Consider the following 17,130-nt stretch of genomic DNA (forward strand, 5'->3'; position numbering starts at 1 on the left):
CACGTATGCAAGGCATCGCAGGGTCCACGATGTGAGGCCCTGCGGCGACATGAAGCTGTATCACGATTTTTAGACCTTGGGGTTGGGTTAACCACAAAGTGAACAAAGTTTTTTTCGTCCATGCAGTGTCTTCTGAAAGAGACCCTGCGCACGCATGCAAGGCATCGCAGGGTCCACGATGTGAGACCCTGCGGCGACATGAGGGCACAAAACAGTGAGCGCAAAGCCTTTCGTCTACGCAGGGTCTTCTGAAAGAGACCCTGCGCACGCATGCAAGGCATCGCAGGGTCCACGATGTGAGACCCTGGGGCGACATGATTTTGTATCACGATTTTTAGACTTTGCGGTTGGGTTAACCACAAAGGGCAATTTTTTTTTTGACAGAGAGCGCAAAGCCTTTAAATTTCTCATCTGTCGAAATGATATGCCTCTGTGTTCTTTGTGCTTTTTCCCTTTGTGTAGTCTGTGGTTAAATTCTGAGGCTAAAACACCTATCTTTGATCTACAATAATTATTATGGCTACAGAAGTTAAGTGCCCAAGCTGCGGACATGGTTTCCCTATTGAGGAAGTTATGGCCGAGGAATATAAGCAGCAGCTAAGGCTGAAGATGCAGGATTATACCCGCCAAAAAGAAGAAGAGTTCCAGAAAAAAGAGGCGGATTTTAACAGTCGCGAGAAAAAGCAGCACGAGGCTTTTGAAGAACGCCTTGCCGGCGAAAAAAAAGCCCTGCAATTAACACTGGAAGAAAATCTGCGCAAATCCATCGCATCCGATTTTGAGAACCAGCTGCTGATGCTGCAAAATTCGGTAAACGCCAGTGCCGAAAAATTGAAAGAATCGCGCCAAAAAGAACTAGAGTTTTTACAGCGCGAGCAATCCCTCAAACAAAAAGAGGAAGAACTGGAGTTAGCTACTGAACGCAAACTGCAAGAACAACGTGCCCTGGTTTCTGAACAAGTACGTAAACAGGAAGCCGATAGATATGCCTCTAAAGATACCCAGCATCTGTTACAAATGAAAGAAATGGAGATGAAGCTGGAAGATCAAAAACGCATGGTAGACGAAATGAAACGTAAGGCCGAACAGGGCTCGATGCAGCTACAGGGCGAGGTGCAGGAACTGATCCTGGAAGAGCAGCTGCGCAGCTATTTTCCGTTTGATGTGATCAGCGAGGTAGGCAAAGGTGTACGCGGGGCAGATTGTGTGCAAACCGTGCGCAACCAGTTTGGGCAGGAGTGTGGCCGTATTATTTACGAAAGTAAACGCACCACCGCTTTCGGCGGCGATTGGATAGATAAGCTTAAAAAAGATATGCGCGCGCAAGGCGTTGATGTTGCCGTTATAGTAACCCAATGCTACCCAAAAGGTATGGATTGCTTCGGCGAAAAGGATGGCGTTTGGATCTGTAGCTTTGACGAAGTTAAGGCCGTATCTTACATCTTGCGCGATGGGGTTATTAAGCTGGCCAACATGGCCAAAGCCCAGGATAACAAAGGCGACAAGATGCATTTATTGTATGATTACCTAACCAGTAGCGAATTTTCTGAGCAATGGAAAGCCATTCGTGAGGGGTATATGAGCATGCGGCTATCCATCGTTAAAGAACGTGACGCGATGGAACGCCTATGGAAATCTCGCGAGAAGCAATTGGATAAAGTGTTACTAAACGCCGCTGGTATTAAAGGAAATATAGAAGGTATTGCCGGTAACGATGTGATTCGCCTAAGCCTTGACGACGACGACGAACCCTTATTGTTAGATTAGTACTTACACAACTATTAAGAATGTTAATACAACTATCTAAACTTTTATATGTAAATTAAAGGCTTAATTGCTACTCAGCCGTTATACTTCCCGGTTCTAATTTTCATTCCGCTAAGTTTTAGTATTTCTCTGTAATGATCAAAATTTTACTGGCCGAAGACCATAATGTGGTGCGTAATGGCATCAGGTCTTTTCTTGAAAAAGAAGGAGATATGGAGGTAATTGCCGAAGCCAGCAACGGCAAAGAAGCCCTGCAACTTATAAAAGATGGCAACAAGCCCGATATTGTGCTAACGGGCATCAATATGCCCCAAATGAGCGGTATCGAACTGCTTATCCGCGTTAAACAAACTTATCCTACTGTAAAAGTTGTCATACTGTCTATATTAGATCAGGACAAATTTATTCTGCAAGCTTTTAAGGCGGGTGCCACCCAGTCATGATCGGAATTTCTTCCGACCAAGCCAGGACATCCCGGCTTATTTTTTGTCTCAATTTATCTCTTTATAGTGGGTTAGCAGAACCATAATTGGCGTTTTAAAGGCGAAAAAAGGCGAAAAAAAGCGCAAAAATAAGGTGTCCCATTCCGTCCCATTCAGAAAAAAGTGGGACAATCTTTGAGATTTATAAATACCTTATAATCAATTAATTAAATTTTATACTGACTATTTATCATAGTAAGTCAAATTTTCATATTATTGATTATCAATTGCTTGTATATTTTTCTTAGTTTGTATATAATTTAGTGGGACACCTGGGTTGAATAGACCACGGATTGATCATACTTCCGTTGTTAACATAAACCAAAAAGCATTACTTTTGCCGTTCACAATCTGTGTAAACATCCGCAACATATATGGCCGATATAACAGCACTGTCGCAACTGGCATTAGAGCTATTGCAGCAACTCATCTCTATACAATCATTCAGTAAAGAAGAAGACCGCACCGCCGACTTAATAGACCAGGTTTTGCAGCAGCACGGCGTTAAAACACATCGTAAACTCAACAATATCTGGGCTTGGAACAGGCATTTCGACGATAGCAAGCCTACCATCCTGCTTAACTCACACCACGATACCGTAAAACCCAACAGCGGCTACACCCGCAACCCATACGACGCCAAGATAGAAGGGGGTAAGCTATTCGGCCTTGGCAGTAACGATGCCGGCGGTTGCCTGGTGTCGCTTATAGCCGTATTTCTTTATTATCAGGACCAGGAGAACCTTAAATATAACTTTTGCTTAGCCACCACTGCAGAAGAAGAGATCTCGGGCGTAAACGGCTTAGAACTCATTATCCCCGATCTTGGCAAACTGGACTTTGGTATAGTAGGCGAACCCACGCTAATGGACCTTGCCATTGCCGAACGCGGCCTGATGGTACTGGATTGCACCGCCTTCGGCAAAGCCGGCCATGCTGCCCGCGAAGAAGGAGACAACGCTATTTACAAAGCACTGGCCGATATTGAATGGTTCCGCAACTATAAGTTCCAGAAAGAATCGGAAGTTTTTGGGCCGATAAAAATGTCGGTTACCATCATCAACGCAGGCTCGCAGCATAACGTAGTGCCTGCTACTTGTACCTTTACGGTGGATGTTAGGGTAACGGATGCCTACAAAAATGAGGAAGTCCTTGAGATTATCCGCCGGCATGTAAGCTGCGAAGTGAAACCGCGCAGCATCCGCCTAAAACCATCGTCTATAGATAAAAGCCACCCATTTGTACAGGCAGGCATATCTTTAGGCCGTAACACCTACGGCTCACCAACCACATCAGACCAATCATTGCTGGATATCTCCTCCATTAAAATTGGCCCAGGTGATTCCGCCCGTTCGCACATGGCCGATGAGTTTATTTATGTGGAGGAAATAGGCGAGGGGATAGCGTTGTATATAGAGATGCTATCGAAGATTGTTTAGAAAGTAATTCCCTCCCCAGGAGGGTTAGGGAGGGGTTTCTGCGCGAGTTTAGCAGCGAAACCCCTCCCCGGCATTACACAATCCATCGCAATAGGAGAGAATTTAAAACCTTCTTTGTCATCCTGAGCATCGCGAAGGATCTAATGTACGCCATGCATGTTGGCGGTTATATGCTTCAAATCGTTCGGCATAACAAATCCAATAAATCGTTTAAATCTGTGTAATCCCGGTTCAAGACAAAACGCATTTAATTCTATATTTGCAACATGAGCAAGCTTTGGCAAAAAACCACTAACGTTAATAAGCTGGTAGAAAACTTTACTGTTGGCCGCGACCGCGAGCTGGACAGGCAAATGGCCGCTTTTGACGTGCTTGGCTCGCTTGCCCATACCAAAATGCTCGAATCTATAGGTCTAATGGATGCAGCCGACCTAATGTTGGTGCAGAAGGAACTGAAAGCCATTTACACCGAAATAGAGAATAATAATTTCGAGATCGAGCCTGATGTGGAGGACGTACACTCGCAGGTAGAAATGCTGCTTACCCGCCGCATTGGCGAGGCCGGCAAAAAGATTCACAGCGGGCGCTCCCGTAACGACCAGGTTCTGGTGGATCTGAAACTATTCTTTCGCCACCAGCTACAAACGGTAGTTACTGAAACTGATACGCTTTTCCGTCAGTTGATCCAACTGAGCGAACAACATAAAGATGTGCTTTTGCCGGGCTATACGCATCTGCAGGTGGCTATGCCATCATCTTTCGGGCTGTGGTTTGGTGCTTACGCCGAGGGTTTGGTTGATGACCTGGAAATGGTTTTAGCCGCCTGGAAGATCACCAATAAAAATCCTTTGGGCTCGGCAGCGGGCTACGGCTCCTCGTTTCCCTTGAACAGGACGATGACCACCAACCTGCTTGGTTTCGAGAGCCTGAACCATAACGTAGTTTACGCCCAAATGGGCCGTGGTAAAACCGAACGTGTTATTGCGCAGGCATTATCATCCATAGCGGCAACCTTAGCCAAAATGGCGATGGATCAATGTTTATACCTGAGCCAAAACTTCGCGTTTGTAAGCTACCCCGAAAACCTGACCACCGGCAGCAGCATTATGCCGCACAAAAAAAACCCGGACGTTTGGGAGATCATGCGCGGTAAATGTAACCGCCTGCAAGCCCTGCCAAATGATGTAGCGCTGATGACCACTAACCTGCCATCGGGTTACCACCGTGAGCTGCAGTTACTGAAAGAATTACTGTTCCCGGCGTTTACAGACCTGATAGACTGCCTGCAAATGGCAACCTTTATGCTGCAAAATATCAGCGTAAACAAAAATATACTCGACGATCCAAAATACACCTACCTGTTTAGTGTGGAGGAAGTAAACAAATCGGTACTGAATGGCACACCGTTCCGCGATGCCTATAAACAAATAGGGCTGGATATCGAGGCCGGAAATTTTAACCCCGAAAAAACTGTTAACCATACTCACGAAGGCAGCATAGGTAACCTGCAAAACGAAGAGATTACCAAGGCCATGGATAAAGTGGTCAGCAGTTTCGACTTTAAAAAGGTTGAGGATGCAATAAGCTGGTTGGTGAAATAATTATTATGAACGGACAAAATAGAGCAGATATATATCCCGGACTTGAAGTAGACATCATCCTCAAAAAAGACCAGCGCAGCGGCAAGCTTACGCGCGGCGTGGTGAAGGACCTGTTAACCAGCTCAGCTTACCACTCCCGCGGCATAAAAGTACGCCTGGAAGACGGGCAAGTGGGCCGTGTGGCGGAAATTGTTGAAGAGGATTAAGGATTTGCAGCATATGGATCATAGTTAATGGTTCATATAAAGAAGCAGTGACTATAAACCATGAACTAACCGCATCTGCCATGATCAATGAACCATCAACCATGAACCTGAAATAACCATTACCTAATGGAACCAGTAACCGAACCTAAAGAGAATTTCCTGCTTCGCATTGACGCGCATTACAGGCTGTATATATCATTGCTGATAGGAGCGGTCACGTTCTTATTTGTGAGGCATAACCCATCGGCGCCGGCAGTTACGTTAATTACCTGGATAGCCGTTGCGGCCAGTATTATTGTGCTGGACTGGATAACCATTTTGTGGGCCCACCCAAAAGACATTCGCAAAATTGCCAATTTAGAAGATAGCAGCCGTTTTATGATCTTTTTGTTTGTAATGGTAGCGTCGCTGGTAAGCCTGATAGCTATTTTACTGCTGTTAAAATCAACCAAAAACCAATCGAACGATGCCGTTGCGGGTTATATTATTTTAGCCATGTCGGCGGTTATTGTTTCCTGGTGGCTGGTGCATACAGTTTTTACTATGCGTTACGCGCACTTATACTATAACAAAGCAGATGGTAACCGCACCCCAATAGGCGGACTTGAATTTCCCGGCGACGAAAAAGAACCGGATTATTTAGACTTTATATATTTCTCCTTCGTGATAGGAATGACCTTCCAGGTATCAGATGTCGAGATCTCCTCCAAACAAATTCGCCGGCTGGTGTGGGCACACGGCTTGATATCTTTCGCATTTAATACGGCTATTGTAGCGTTAAGCATTAATGTGATATCGGGATTGGTATCGAAATAGCAGCCCCACCCAACCCTCCCCGCAAGGGAAGGCTTAATAAAGTGCTAAGAAGTCTCCCCAACCGGGGAGATTATTAACAAAGTGTTTTTTGTGGTGTTCATGAGGGCTACGCCGTTTAGAGGGGGCTTTACTCTTCTATCTTCGAATGCTTCTTGGTATCGTTCATCGTAGTGTACACTACCAGTGACACCAAAATACAACCGGTTACATACCAGTAAAACCAGTTCTCGTGGCCATGCACCTTAAAGCTAAGGGCAATATACTCGGCAGATCCACCAAAAATAGACACTGCTATGGCGTAAGGGAAACCAACCCCCAAAGCACGAATATGCGCCGGGAAAAGTTCGGCTTTTACTACCGCGTTAATGGCGGTATAATTGCTCACCACAAGCAGCGCGAACATGATCAAACCGAATGCTACCCAAAAGTTATGCGTGGCGCTCAGATAAGTGAATATAGGAATTGTGGTTAATGTGCCCAATACCCCAAATGCGGTAAGCATGGGTTTACGGCCAATCCTGTCGGATATTAAACCATACAGCGGTTGTATCAGCATAAAAACAAAAAGCGTAAGGCTGGATATCAGCGTAGCTTCGTTTTTGCTGAAACCGTTAGTGTTCACCAGAAACTTTTGCATGTAGGTAGTAAACGTGTAGAATGCCACCGTGCCGCCCATGGTAAGGCCAATAACCGTTAATACAGCCTTTGGGTGTTCTGCCAGTGCACGTAGCGAACCACGGGCATGCTTGCTCACGCTATCTACTTTTTTATTAAGGGTGACAGATTCCTGCAAACTGCGCCTTAAGTACATGACAATAATGGCCAGCATAGCGCCAATGGCAAAAGGTACGCGCCACCCCCAGGAGTGTAGTTGCTCTTCGGTAAGGAATGCGCGTTGTAATAGTATCAGCACCCCAAGGGCAACCAATTGCCCCATAATTAACGTTACATATTGAAAACTGGAGTAAAAGCCACGGTCTTTTTTGGTGGCCATTTCGCTGAGGTAAGTAGCGCTGGTGCCATACTCGCCGCCAACGCTCAGTCCCTGTATTATGCGGGCCAGTACTAACAAGATAGGGGCTGCAATGCCAATGTGTTTATAGCTTGGCGTTATAGCAATAATTAACGACCCCGCACTCATCAGCAAAACCGAAAAGGTTAGCGCCTTTTTACGCCCATGCTTATCGGCGTAAGTCCCCATCAACCAGCCACCAATAGGCCTCATTAAAAAGCCGATGGCAAAAATACCGGCGGTATTTAAAAGCTGCGCGGTTAAATCGCCCTTTGGGAAAAATGAGCTTGCAAAATACAGCGAGAATGCCGAATAAACATACCAATCGTACCATTCCACCAAATTCCCCAATGAGCCACCTACGATTGACCATACGCGGCTTTGGGTTGTTATTGGGTCAGGAATGGTAGTGGTATTCATATAGTATGGGTTGAAGAGGCAATATAATGAATAAAATCCCTTTTGTCATGCTGAACGTAGTGAAGCATCTAATCGCCGATATGCATAATGCAAACAGATCCTTCACTACGTCCAGGATGACAAGTTTAAATTGGATTGGTAAGGTTCAGACAAAATCCTTATCTTCCCTCATGCTTTTCACCGAAGATTTTTTGCATTACATTTGGAAGTTCCGGCTGTTCGACAGGCTAAACCTGCGCACAACCGGGGGCGAAGAGCTGGAAGTATATTCTGTAGGGATGCATAACAGCCATGCCGGGGCAGATTTCCAGAACGCTCGCATCCGTGTGGGCGAAACTACCTGGGCGGGGAATGCGGAACTGCATATTTCGTCGTCTGACTGGCATAAACATGGGCATACTACCGATAACGCTTACGACAATGTGATCCTGCACGTGGTTTACAGCGATGACCAACCGCTGATCCGTACAGATGGTAAACCTGTGCCAACCCTGGAGTTGAAAGACCGCATCTCGCCCGAACTTTATAATCGCTACCATAACCTGGTATTCGGGAACCAGCAAATTATACCCTGCGAGGGCACAATCGCCACGGTAGACGGCCTCACTATGCAAAACTGGCTTACCCGTATTTTGGTGGAACGATTGGAAAAACGATCGGAAGCGGTAATTGCGGCGTTAGCACTTAACCGAGGCGATTGGGAAGAAACTTTTTACCAGTTCCTTGCTGCTAACTTTGGCTTTAAAACCAATGCCCTCCCGTTCGAGCTGATGGCGAAATCGTTGCCTCAAAGCATCCTGGCCAAAAATAAAAATAACGCCATGCAGATAGAGGCGCTGATCTTCGGGCAAGCGGGTTTCCTTACCGATGACCTGCAAGACGATTATCCCCTCAGCCTAAAAAAAGAGTACCACTACCTCGCCAAAAAATATAGCCTGCAACCCATCGAAAACCACCTGTGGAAATTCCTGCGGATGCGGCCACAAAACTTCCCAACCGTAAGGTTGGCGCAATTTGCAGCGCTGGTGGTGCAATCAAATCATTTGTTCTCTAAAATATTGGAGATCCGCGAGGTGAAAGATTTGCGTGAACTATTCAGCAATATCAAAATAAACGATTACTGGGAAACGCATTACCGGTTCGATAAAGAATCGAAGCCAGCGGGCAAAACTTTTGGACAGGGATCGGTGGATACTATACTGCTCAATACCGTAGTGCTGTTCTTGTTCAGCTACGGTCGGCATATGAAATTGCAGCACTTTGTAAGCCGGGCATTAAAATTGCTGGAGAATATCCCGGCAGAACAGAATACTATTACGGCAGATTTTGCTACCTTAGGAGTGGATATTAAAACCGCGTTTGAGTCGCAGGCCCTGTTGGAGCTAAAAAATACTTATTGCGACTATAAGAAATGCCTGCAATGCGGCGTTGGTATTAAAATATTAAAACCCAACTGATATGTTACAACGGATCATCACCTTTTTTGAGCGCTACTCCTTTGGTGTATGCACCTACCTGGGCGAGCGTTTTAATATTTCTATCGCTAAAATCAGGTTATTCTTCATTTACTCTTCATTTCTCGCAGTTGGTTTCCCGCTGATATTTTACTTCTTCGCCGGTATCGTGCTGGATTTCCGCAACTACGTTAAACGCAGCAGGACAAGTGCTGTAGATATGTAATCGAAACACTCGCGCAAGTTTAGCGCAGCGTAACTTGTGTGAAAATATATTGCAAGCTTTCAATTTGCGCCAGTAATTAACCAAACAACCCTTTTTCTTTTCCAATAAACTGCGGGCGGTGAATCTTCAGATCAAGCTTTTTATTCAGCTTATCTATCACATAATCACATAACTCGGGCGAGTAGCGTTCATCGTGCTGGTGCATAAAAAACCATACGGATTGTAGGCCTTGGGCTTTCCAATCGGCAATGCGGTTAATCCATTCATCGCAGCGGGCGTAGTCGGTGGGGTGCAGGCCGTTGCCCACAAAGCGGATGAAGGCATGTGGGGTAGGCAGCATCATGTGCAGGCAATCGCGGCGGCCGGTAGCGTCTGTAAGTATCGATCCAATATTCAGTCGCTTAAACAGGCTAAAAACCGCGTTAAGGTTTTCGGGCACGGCAAACCAATCTTTGTGCCTTAGTTCTACATAAACGGGTACATCTGTTGGGAGCTGTTCCAGGTAAGCGGTAAGCTCGGGCAGGCTTTTGGGCGTAAAGTTATCGCTCAGCTGCAAAAATAGTGGGCCCAGTTTATCGCCGAAGGCCAAAATGCCCTCGTAATAAGTCGTAGTAATTTCTTCAGCGTTTTTTAACCTGCGGATGTGGCTGATGCTTTGCGAAAACTTTGGGCAAAATTTAAAGTTAGGGTTGGTATCAGCTTTTTGCTTCCATTTGTCAATGATATCCGGGCCGTAAACCTGGTAAAAGGTAGCGTTCAGCTCAATACAGTCGAAATGCTTTACGTATTCATCCAGGAAGTTAGCATCCTTAGTTTTTGGCGGATAGATCTGGCCCACCCATTCCTTACGGCCCCATTTGGCGCAGCCTACGTGTACCTGCAGCGGCTGGCCGTTATCGGCAGCGGCAAGCGTTTCGCGGGTAAAGGCAGGGTCGGTTGGTAAGGTGAAATCTACCAGGGGCAATTCATGTTCGGTAACGCGGCCAAATTCCATATTAATAACTTAGGGTAGCAAGATAAGCTATTAATACAATCGTCATAAAAATTGGTTTACAAAAAAGGATGGACCGATCAAAACCATCCTCTTTTTATTTATTAAAAAGATAAGAACTACTCACCACTCACATAATCAACCACTCACCGGTTATAAAAGCATTCCGCCTGATGCTTCTATCCTTTGCGCGTTGATCCAGCGGGCATCTTCGGTACACAAAAACGCGATTACACCGCCAATATCATCCGACTGGCCCGGCCTCCCCAATGCAGTGATGCTCGATATAAAATCATGCATTTGCGGGTGGCTGTCGAACGCGCGTTTAGTAAAATCGGTTTCTACAATGCCCGGCGCTACCAGGTTGGCGGCAATCCCGCGATTGCCCAGCTTTTTAGCCAGCACCATTATTTTTTCCTCGAAATAAAAGCATGGCGATTTACCCGTGGTTTGTTTGATGGTATTGGTTAAATGGGTAGGGTGGATGTGCAATATCCGGTATCTCCATCATCTCTGTAACGCGCTCCTGCATTACATCATCCAGGTGCTTGTCAACCTCTTTCAGGAAGTCGGCAAAGATCTCGTGCCTGCGGGTAAAATTTTTTGGGGATGGGAGTGGGCATGGCTTTAGTCGGCAGTTTTTAGTTTGCGGTGTGCAGTTATTTAAAATTACTAAATAATGTTTTAATTAACGTAATGTTCCGTAGGAACAACCACTTTGTAGAAAAAGGAAAAAGTTAATTTGTTCCGTTAGGGACTACCCATTGTTTTGCACCTACGGAGCAAATTAAATTGTTATATATAATGCTATAAAGCGGTAGCTCCTAACGGAGCATCTACGCAAACAAATCTTTCCTAAACTTGGGCGCAATCCTTTTCTTCGATGCCTGCTCGTATGCGTATGCCAGCTTGATCAGTTCGCCTTCGGCCCAGGCGGGGCCCACAAAGGATAGGCCCACGGGCAGGTCGTGCCAGGCACCCATGGGCACAGTAACGTGCGGGTATCCGGCCATAGCGGCAGGGCCGGAGAACGAGAAGCCATTATCATAATCGCCATTGATCAGGTCGATACAAACCGCGAAGCCGTTTGTGGGCGCGATCAGAGCATCCAGTTTGTTTTCTTTCAATAAGCCGTCAATCCCCTGCCTACTAATGTTGGTAGTTTTGGCTACAGCCTCCAAATATTCAGGGCTCTTCAAATCGCCTTTTGTTTGGGCCAATTCGGCGGTTTCCTGTTTAAAGAATGGCATCGCTTTTTCTTCATTTTGCTTATTATAGGCAATCACATCGGCCAAAGTTTTAACTTTCGAATTAGCCTTGCTTAGGTATCGGTTAAGGCCATCCTTAAATTCATACAGTAGTACTTTAAACTCCGCATCACCTATAGACTTCAGGCGGCTGTCCAGATCAACTTCTACAATTTCGGCGCCTTGCTTTTTTAGGGTTTCGATAGCTGCTTTCAATAATTTATCAGTAGCGGCAGGCAGCTTTTCAATTTTCACCAGGCCGAGGCGTTTGCCTTTCAATCCGTTCGCGTCAAGATATTTGGTATAATCTTTTTCGGGTTTGTTCTTGATCGTCGCGTCATCGGCTGCATCTACTGCTGCCAGTACGCCAAGCATTATGGCGGCATCCTTAACGGTACGTGCTATTGGCCCGGCGGTATCCTGCGTTTTCGAGATGGGGATAATACCGCTGCGGCTCCATAGGCCAACGGTTGGTTTAATGCCTACCAGCCCGTTTACCGATGATGGTGATACGATAGAGCCATCCGTTTCTGTTCCGATAGAAATTGCGCACAAATTAGCCGCTGTTGCCGAGCCGGAGCCTGCGCTTGAGCCGCTTGGGTTCCTGTCTAGTACGTAAGGGTTTTTGGTTTGCAAACCACGGCTGCTCCACCCGCTGGTTGAGTGTGATGACCGGAAGTTAGCCCACTCGCTAAGGTTGGTTTTACCAAGGATTACAGCACCGGCTTCGCGCAATTTGTGTACGATAAAGGCATCCTGTTTGGCGAAGTTATCAGATAGGGCTAAAGAGCCTGCCGTGGTATGCATATTGTCGCCGGTATCGATATTGTCTTTTATCAGTACAGGGATGCCATGCAGCGGGCCGCGCAGTTTTTTCGCCTTACGTTCCTTGTCCATGTTATCGGCTATGTCCAAAGCGCTTTTGTTAAGTTCGATAACGGCGTTTAGTTTAGGGCCGTTTTTGTCAATGGCGTCAATCCTTTTTAAATAGAGTTCGGTGATGGAGCGGGAAGTATGTTTGCCATCGGCCATTAGTTTCTGCAACTGGTCAATAGTGGTTTCGTTCAGTTCAAAATCATCGGTAAAAACCTCATCGGCTTCCAGGTTTTTATCTGTTGCCGATGGCTTGCACGACGATGCCGCTACAAGGGTAGAAAGGGTTAATCCCGCTAATGAACCGGTTTTTAAAAAGTTTCTTCGTTGCATGGTAAAGGGCGCTGGTTTTGCCCACCACAAGTAACAAAATAAATAGCTATTTTTAAAGCTTCTCTGTAAAAAACATGGGCTTGCCCGGCGTAGGGATAATAAGGTCTGGATTATAATTGGGGACGAGCAGCTGCAATACTTCGGAAGGCATCTTGCCAACATCCATAAAAGTCCAGCTTTTGCCTTTGTCATCACTGATGCCCAGCAGGTAGGTGCGGTTAACATACCGCCCGTTAAACATCTTCATAATTATTATTTCGGGGATGAGGCAATGGATCTGCCCGCCTGCGTTATGTAATTTACCGGGCGCATCCACGTAACCGTCAAATGCAATTACACCTTGCTCTTTAAGGCTGTTGATGCGGGTACTGATCAGTTTTTGCATGGTATCCCTGCCGCCCGAATAAGCTATCAATTTTGGGTAGGTAAGATCGAGCACCGTTTTATAGTCGCCGTTAAAGCTGGCTTTGGCAAAACGGTTGGCCTGTTTTTTTACGATGGTAGTATCCTGCGCGAATGAACAAACCGGGATAAGAAATAGCAACAGTATAAATCGCTTATAACAGGGCATTAAATAAAAGGATTATTTGTGTTTGATAACGTAATTGTACCCCAATAATTGTAATTACAGCTTTGTAGGCACCTGCGGAGTTGGGATAACAAGGTTACTGTTGAAATTTGGGAAAAGTGTTTTTACCGAATTAATAGTGCCACGGTTCAAATCCAGAAAGCTCCAGTTTTTACCGCCATCGCCGCTTACGCAAAGCAGGCTGCTTGTTGTTGCAAAGCGCCCTTGAGGTGTTTTCATCACCAGCGACTCCGGTATTATACAATGGATTTCGTTACCTGCTTTATAAAATTTGCCTGCTGTGCCTATGGTCACTTTTTCAAACACAAAACCTTGAGCCTTCATCTGGTTAATGCCCGTGGTCATCATTTGCAGCATTTTTTCTTTACCGCCGCCCATGGCAACCGCTTTAGGGTAGGTGTGGTCTACAATAGTTTTATAATCGCTTTTAAAAAGGGCGTTTGCAACCACGGTTGCTTGTTGCTTAACAAACGCCGGGTTTTGCGCAAAAACCGAAACAGGGAGTATAAAAAGCACTATTAATTTAAGGGCTAATTTCATTTTTTCGTTTTGTATTTATTTGTTTTGGCACTCAAGAGGGCTACGCCGTTCTTTTTGGATGCTTTTTTGATCAGGACCTTGTTGGCCAATTGGTTTGTACCGTCAATCTTGTCGGTATGTTTAAGGCCCAATATCTCACTAATTAAATTAAAAACCGAAACATTTTCAAATGGGGTTACAACTAAATGCTTTTTAAAGGCCGGCCCCCAGGCAGCAAAGCTGGCGCGCATATCCGGTACAACGGTTGGGTCGTAACCGTGCCATCCGGGATTTATTTTTTTGCTGTTCCACAGGTTAAATACTTTTGGGGCGCGTGGTATCAGCAATATATCGCCAATGTGGTTGTGCCAGTCGTCGGCAGTGCCATAATGTAAATGGGCAGGTACGTTGCTTTTAAGGTATACGTCGTAATCTTTAGCTTCCTTTTTAAGCTCGTTGTAAGTGGCTTGTATGTCGCCTTTGTTTTTGGCGTAAAGCTCCACCAAAATGCCATCGCCGGATATTACAAATTTTGAGGTGTCAATCGCGGCAGGGATGCCAATAGGGTTCTGGTTATCAACTTTTGTCATGCCGTGGTCTGATACAAATACAAAGTTCACGTTCTTTAACCCGGTGGTTTTAACCGATTTTTGCAACTCGTTCACTGCCGAATCCACAAAGTGCACTTCTTTCTCTGCCTCGGGCGATTCGGGGCCGTTTAAATGTGCTGCGTGGTCTACTTGCGGTAGGTAAAAAGTGATCAAATGCGGGCGTTGGGCAGGGGGGAGTTTAAGCCAGTCTACAACGGCGGCAATGCGGTTATGCATGTCTATCTTTTCGTTGTAGATGTAGTAATATGTAGGGCGAACGCCTTGTATGGCAGCTTCTGACGCTACCCAGTAAAAACTGGCCGAAAGCATGTTTTGCTGTTCGGCACGTACCCAAAGCGGCGCGCCGCCATACCAGCTGCTATCTGCAACCTTGGCCTTGTTACTCATCGAATATTTGTCCTTGCGCGCGCGGTCGTAATAAGTATTGTTCACCAGGCCCGAGTGCGAAGGGTATAATCCGCTTACAATCGCATAATGGTTTGGGAACGTTACCGATGGATACGAAGGCATCATATAAGGGGTGCTAATGCCCTCGCTACCCAGCCTGAGTAAATTTTGGGCGTTGTAACGTTTGGCAAAATCATACCTGAAACCATCGGCAGAAATTAAGATCACATAGGGCTTATTTTGCTGCGCTAAGCTGTTTTTACGGTTTGGGACAATGTGTTGGGTGGTATCCTGGCTAAAACCTTTAAACGATATGGCTAGCAATGCCAGCAGTAAAAAGCTATATTTTTTCATGCTCATATTTGAGGATAAAAATAGCTATTTAAGGCTAAGATATTGCGATGTTAACGTTAATGTTGCAGTTGGCGCCTTTTAGTAAAATTATTGTGCCATGACCAATATGAGTGTTAAAACACCTACATTTATATATGGCGCAAAGCAGGGCATACATAACATTCTTAATTACAATGGTTCTGCTGGCTTGTAATACCAATAAACGCAAGATTTACACCAGCGAATGCTCTACAAATATTAAGTTTAAGAAGGTTAGCTACACGCACCTGATAGATAGTGCCAAATACTATGATAAACAATATGTAGAAGTATCCGGAAAGTACGTGGAAGGCAAAAACCAATCTGCACTGGTTAACGACAGCACCTTTACCAATCATGATAACGGCCGCTCGCTGTGGGTGAATTTTACGCAGGATTGCCCGCTTTACCTGGTGGGCAAACACACAGGTTTATTCGAGACGGAAGACGGGGAGTACAACAAAATCAGCGACCGGCACATGACCATCCGCGGCCGCATCGAAATCACCAAAAAATGGCACAAAAACGCCTACAAAGCAACTATAAACGAAGTTAGCTACCTGGAGCTGGATTAATACCTAACCGTAAATTTATTTGTTTCGGTAAAAGTTTTAAGGGTGATGATGGCCGAATTATTATCGCTTTTGAAATGAATGCCTTTTATCGATTTTAGGTAGCCAAATAAGTAGGCAACTCCTATCGGCATTTATAAAATAAATCGTTTAAATAAACAAAACAGGAATACTAAATTTCCAGCTTCAGGCCATCGTAGGCTAAATAGATCCCGGCTGGCAGTTCTATAGATACATCGGCATGTTTGCCCAGGCGGTGGCTAATGTGGGTAAGGTAGGTTTGTTTGGCACCAATATCTCTGGCAAAGGCAATGGCTTCATCCAGTGTAAAGTGCGAGATATGCTTCTCTTTTTGCAATGCGTTTATCACCAGTATTTTTGATCCGCGGATCTTATCCTTCTCTACCTCAGACAGCGTTTTGGCATCGGTGATATACGTGAAATCTTTTATGCGATAACCTTTCACCGGCAATTTATAGTGCATCACCTCAATAGGGGTAAAGTGCACGTCGCCAACATTAAACGGTTCTAAAGTAACAGTGTGCAGGTTTACCTGAGGGATGCCCGGGTAACCTTTGTTATCAAAAATGTAAGGGAACTCGCGGCGAAGAGCAAGCTGTACGCGGTCGTCGGCATAAATGTCCATAGGCATTTGCTGCTTGTAGTTAAACGCGCGGATATCGTCCATACCGGCAACGTGGTCCTTATGCTCGTGGGTAAAAACAATAGCGTCCAGGTGCATCACCTTTTCGCGCAGCATCTGGTACCTAAAATCGGGCCCCGAATCTATGGCGATAACTTTGCCCTCGCCTTCTATCAAAATAGAAGTACGCAGCCGCTTGTCGTGCTTATCTGTTGATAAGCAAACAGGGCAGGTGCATGCAATAACAGGCACACCCTGCGAAGTTCCGGTTCCTAAAAAAGTTATGGTCACAGCTGCAGTGTTGTTTGTTTAAGCTGATGCAAAAATGCAGCCTGTTTATCGTCGAGCAGGTTATAGTCAATTTCAAGCGTACGGGCCAGTTCGGCAACGGCGGCTATTTTACTCTCCAGGTTGGCAAATTTATTTACCACTATAACGCGGCTGCTCAGTAACATACAAGCCCCGGTTTTAAAGTTGCCCTTCTCATACCTCACACGGTAACCCGCTGTTTTAAGCAGCAGCTCCAGTTTTTCGAGCGTATGATTGGTCATGGTGAGCATCTTTTCAAAA

The 17,130-nt window shown here is 45.6% G+C and carries 19 protein-coding genes; 9 read left to right on the forward strand and 10 right to left on the reverse strand.

Translation table 11 applies throughout. The features are described from left to right. Nucleotides 1-516: 516 nt before the first annotated feature. From RHM67_RS07545 to RHM67_RS07570, 6 genes are all read left to right on the forward strand, one after another. Nucleotides 517-1,767 (forward strand): DUF2130 domain-containing protein, encoded by a 1,251-nt coding sequence (locus tag RHM67_RS07545; protein WP_322231500.1) that lies wholly within the window; start codon nucleotides 517-519, stop codon nucleotides 1,765-1,767. 134 nt (nucleotides 1,768-1,901) lie between these two features. Continuing rightward, nucleotides 1,902-2,210 (forward strand): response regulator transcription factor, encoded by a 309-nt coding sequence (locus tag RHM67_RS07550; RefSeq protein ID WP_322231501.1) that lies wholly within the window; start codon nucleotides 1,902-1,904, stop codon nucleotides 2,208-2,210. A gap of 413 nt (nucleotides 2,211-2,623) precedes the next feature. Then, entirely contained in the window at nucleotides 2,624-3,688 is a 1,065-nt protein-coding gene (locus RHM67_RS07555; RefSeq protein WP_322231502.1) for a M20 family metallo-hydrolase, read from the forward strand. A 266-nt stretch (nucleotides 3,689-3,954) separates the two neighbouring features. Next, a complete protein-coding gene (gene argH, locus RHM67_RS07560; RefSeq protein ID WP_322231503.1) occupies nucleotides 3,955-5,289 on the forward strand; it encodes an argininosuccinate lyase in 1,335 nt (444 codons plus the stop codon). A 5-nt stretch (nucleotides 5,290-5,294) separates the two neighbouring features. After that, complete coding sequence (locus RHM67_RS07565; RefSeq protein WP_322231504.1) at nucleotides 5,295-5,495, forward strand: YwbE family protein; 201 nt, start codon at nucleotides 5,295-5,297, stop codon at nucleotides 5,493-5,495. Between the two features lie 126 nt (nucleotides 5,496-5,621). After that, nucleotides 5,622-6,311: a DUF1345 domain-containing protein gene (locus RHM67_RS07570; RefSeq protein WP_322231505.1), complete on the forward strand. Its 690-nt coding sequence runs from the start codon at nucleotides 5,622-5,624 to the stop codon at nucleotides 6,309-6,311. A 127-nt stretch (nucleotides 6,312-6,438) separates the two neighbouring features. On the opposite strand, the gene RHM67_RS07575 is transcribed toward RHM67_RS07570, so the two are convergent. Then, the gene (locus tag RHM67_RS07575) at nucleotides 6,439-7,743 is read right to left on the reverse strand and encodes an MFS transporter (protein ID WP_322231506.1); all 1,305 of its coding nucleotides are present in this window, start codon (nucleotides 7,741-7,743) and stop codon (nucleotides 6,439-6,441) included. Between the two features lie 170 nt (nucleotides 7,744-7,913). On the opposite strand from RHM67_RS07575, the gene RHM67_RS07580 reads away from it, so the two are divergent. Further along, entirely contained in the window at nucleotides 7,914-9,200 is a 1,287-nt protein-coding gene (locus tag RHM67_RS07580; RefSeq protein WP_322231507.1) for a DUF2851 family protein, read from the forward strand. A gap of 1 nt (nucleotide 9,201) precedes the next feature. After that, nucleotides 9,202-9,423, forward strand: a complete 222-nt coding sequence (locus tag RHM67_RS07585) for a PspC domain-containing protein (protein WP_322231508.1) — start codon at nucleotides 9,202-9,204, stop codon at nucleotides 9,421-9,423. Nucleotides 9,424-9,499: 76 nt separating this feature from the next. On the opposite strand, the gene RHM67_RS07590 is transcribed toward RHM67_RS07585, so the two are convergent. From RHM67_RS07590 to RHM67_RS07615, 6 genes are all read right to left on the reverse strand, one after another. Continuing rightward, the gene (locus RHM67_RS07590) at nucleotides 9,500-10,417 is read right to left on the reverse strand and encodes a DUF72 domain-containing protein (RefSeq protein WP_322231509.1); all 918 of its coding nucleotides are present in this window, start codon (nucleotides 10,415-10,417) and stop codon (nucleotides 9,500-9,502) included. Between the two features lie 150 nt (nucleotides 10,418-10,567). Continuing rightward, nucleotides 10,568-10,906, reverse strand: coding sequence for an SDR family oxidoreductase (locus RHM67_RS07595; RefSeq protein WP_322231510.1), 339 nt, complete (start codon nucleotides 10,904-10,906; stop codon nucleotides 10,568-10,570). Nucleotides 10,907-11,250: 344 nt separating this feature from the next. Then, a complete protein-coding gene (locus tag RHM67_RS07600) occupies nucleotides 11,251-12,867 on the reverse strand; it encodes an amidase (RefSeq protein ID WP_322231511.1) in 1,617 nt (538 codons plus the stop codon). A 52-nt stretch (nucleotides 12,868-12,919) separates the two neighbouring features. After that, nucleotides 12,920-13,438 carry a hypothetical protein gene (locus tag RHM67_RS07605; RefSeq protein WP_322231512.1) on the reverse strand — a complete coding sequence of 173 codons (519 nt, stop codon included), beginning with the start codon at nucleotides 13,436-13,438 and terminating at the stop codon, nucleotides 12,920-12,922. Nucleotides 13,439-13,492: 54 nt separating this feature from the next. Next, nucleotides 13,493-13,996, reverse strand: coding sequence for a hypothetical protein (locus RHM67_RS07610; RefSeq protein ID WP_322231513.1), 504 nt, complete (start codon nucleotides 13,994-13,996; stop codon nucleotides 13,493-13,495). After that, complete coding sequence (locus RHM67_RS07615) at nucleotides 13,993-15,333, reverse strand: ectonucleotide pyrophosphatase/phosphodiesterase (protein WP_322231514.1); 1,341 nt, start codon at nucleotides 15,331-15,333, stop codon at nucleotides 13,993-13,995. The genes RHM67_RS07610 and RHM67_RS07615 overlap by 4 nt, the downstream gene beginning before the upstream one ends. Before the next feature lie 167 nt (nucleotides 15,334-15,500). Between RHM67_RS07615 and RHM67_RS07620 the strand changes: the two genes are divergently transcribed. Then, complete coding sequence (locus tag RHM67_RS07620) at nucleotides 15,501-15,920, forward strand: hypothetical protein (protein ID WP_322231515.1); 420 nt, start codon at nucleotides 15,501-15,503, stop codon at nucleotides 15,918-15,920. On the opposite strand, the gene RHM67_RS07625 is transcribed toward RHM67_RS07620, so the two are convergent. Genes RHM67_RS07625 through RHM67_RS07635 form a run of 3 tightly spaced genes read right to left on the reverse strand, consistent with a single transcriptional unit; the run spans nucleotide 15,917 to nucleotide 17,111 of the window. Further along, nucleotides 15,917-16,051, reverse strand: coding sequence for a hypothetical protein (locus RHM67_RS07625; RefSeq protein ID WP_322231516.1), 135 nt, complete (start codon nucleotides 16,049-16,051; stop codon nucleotides 15,917-15,919). The two genes, RHM67_RS07620 and RHM67_RS07625, sit on opposite strands and share 4 nt — an antisense overlap. Before the next feature lie 38 nt (nucleotides 16,052-16,089). Beyond that, nucleotides 16,090-16,851, reverse strand: a complete 762-nt coding sequence (locus RHM67_RS07630; protein ID WP_322231517.1) for an MBL fold metallo-hydrolase — start codon at nucleotides 16,849-16,851, stop codon at nucleotides 16,090-16,092. Continuing rightward, nucleotides 16,848-17,111, reverse strand: coding sequence for a hypothetical protein (locus RHM67_RS07635; RefSeq protein WP_322231518.1), 264 nt, complete (start codon nucleotides 17,109-17,111; stop codon nucleotides 16,848-16,850). The genes RHM67_RS07630 and RHM67_RS07635 overlap by 4 nt, the downstream gene beginning before the upstream one ends. Nucleotides 17,112-17,130: the final 19 nt, after the last annotated feature.

The organism is Mucilaginibacter sp. 5C4 (genome assembly GCF_034345625.1).
Classification (GTDB): Bacteria; Bacteroidota; Bacteroidia; order Sphingobacteriales; family Sphingobacteriaceae; genus Mucilaginibacter; species Mucilaginibacter aurantiaciroseus.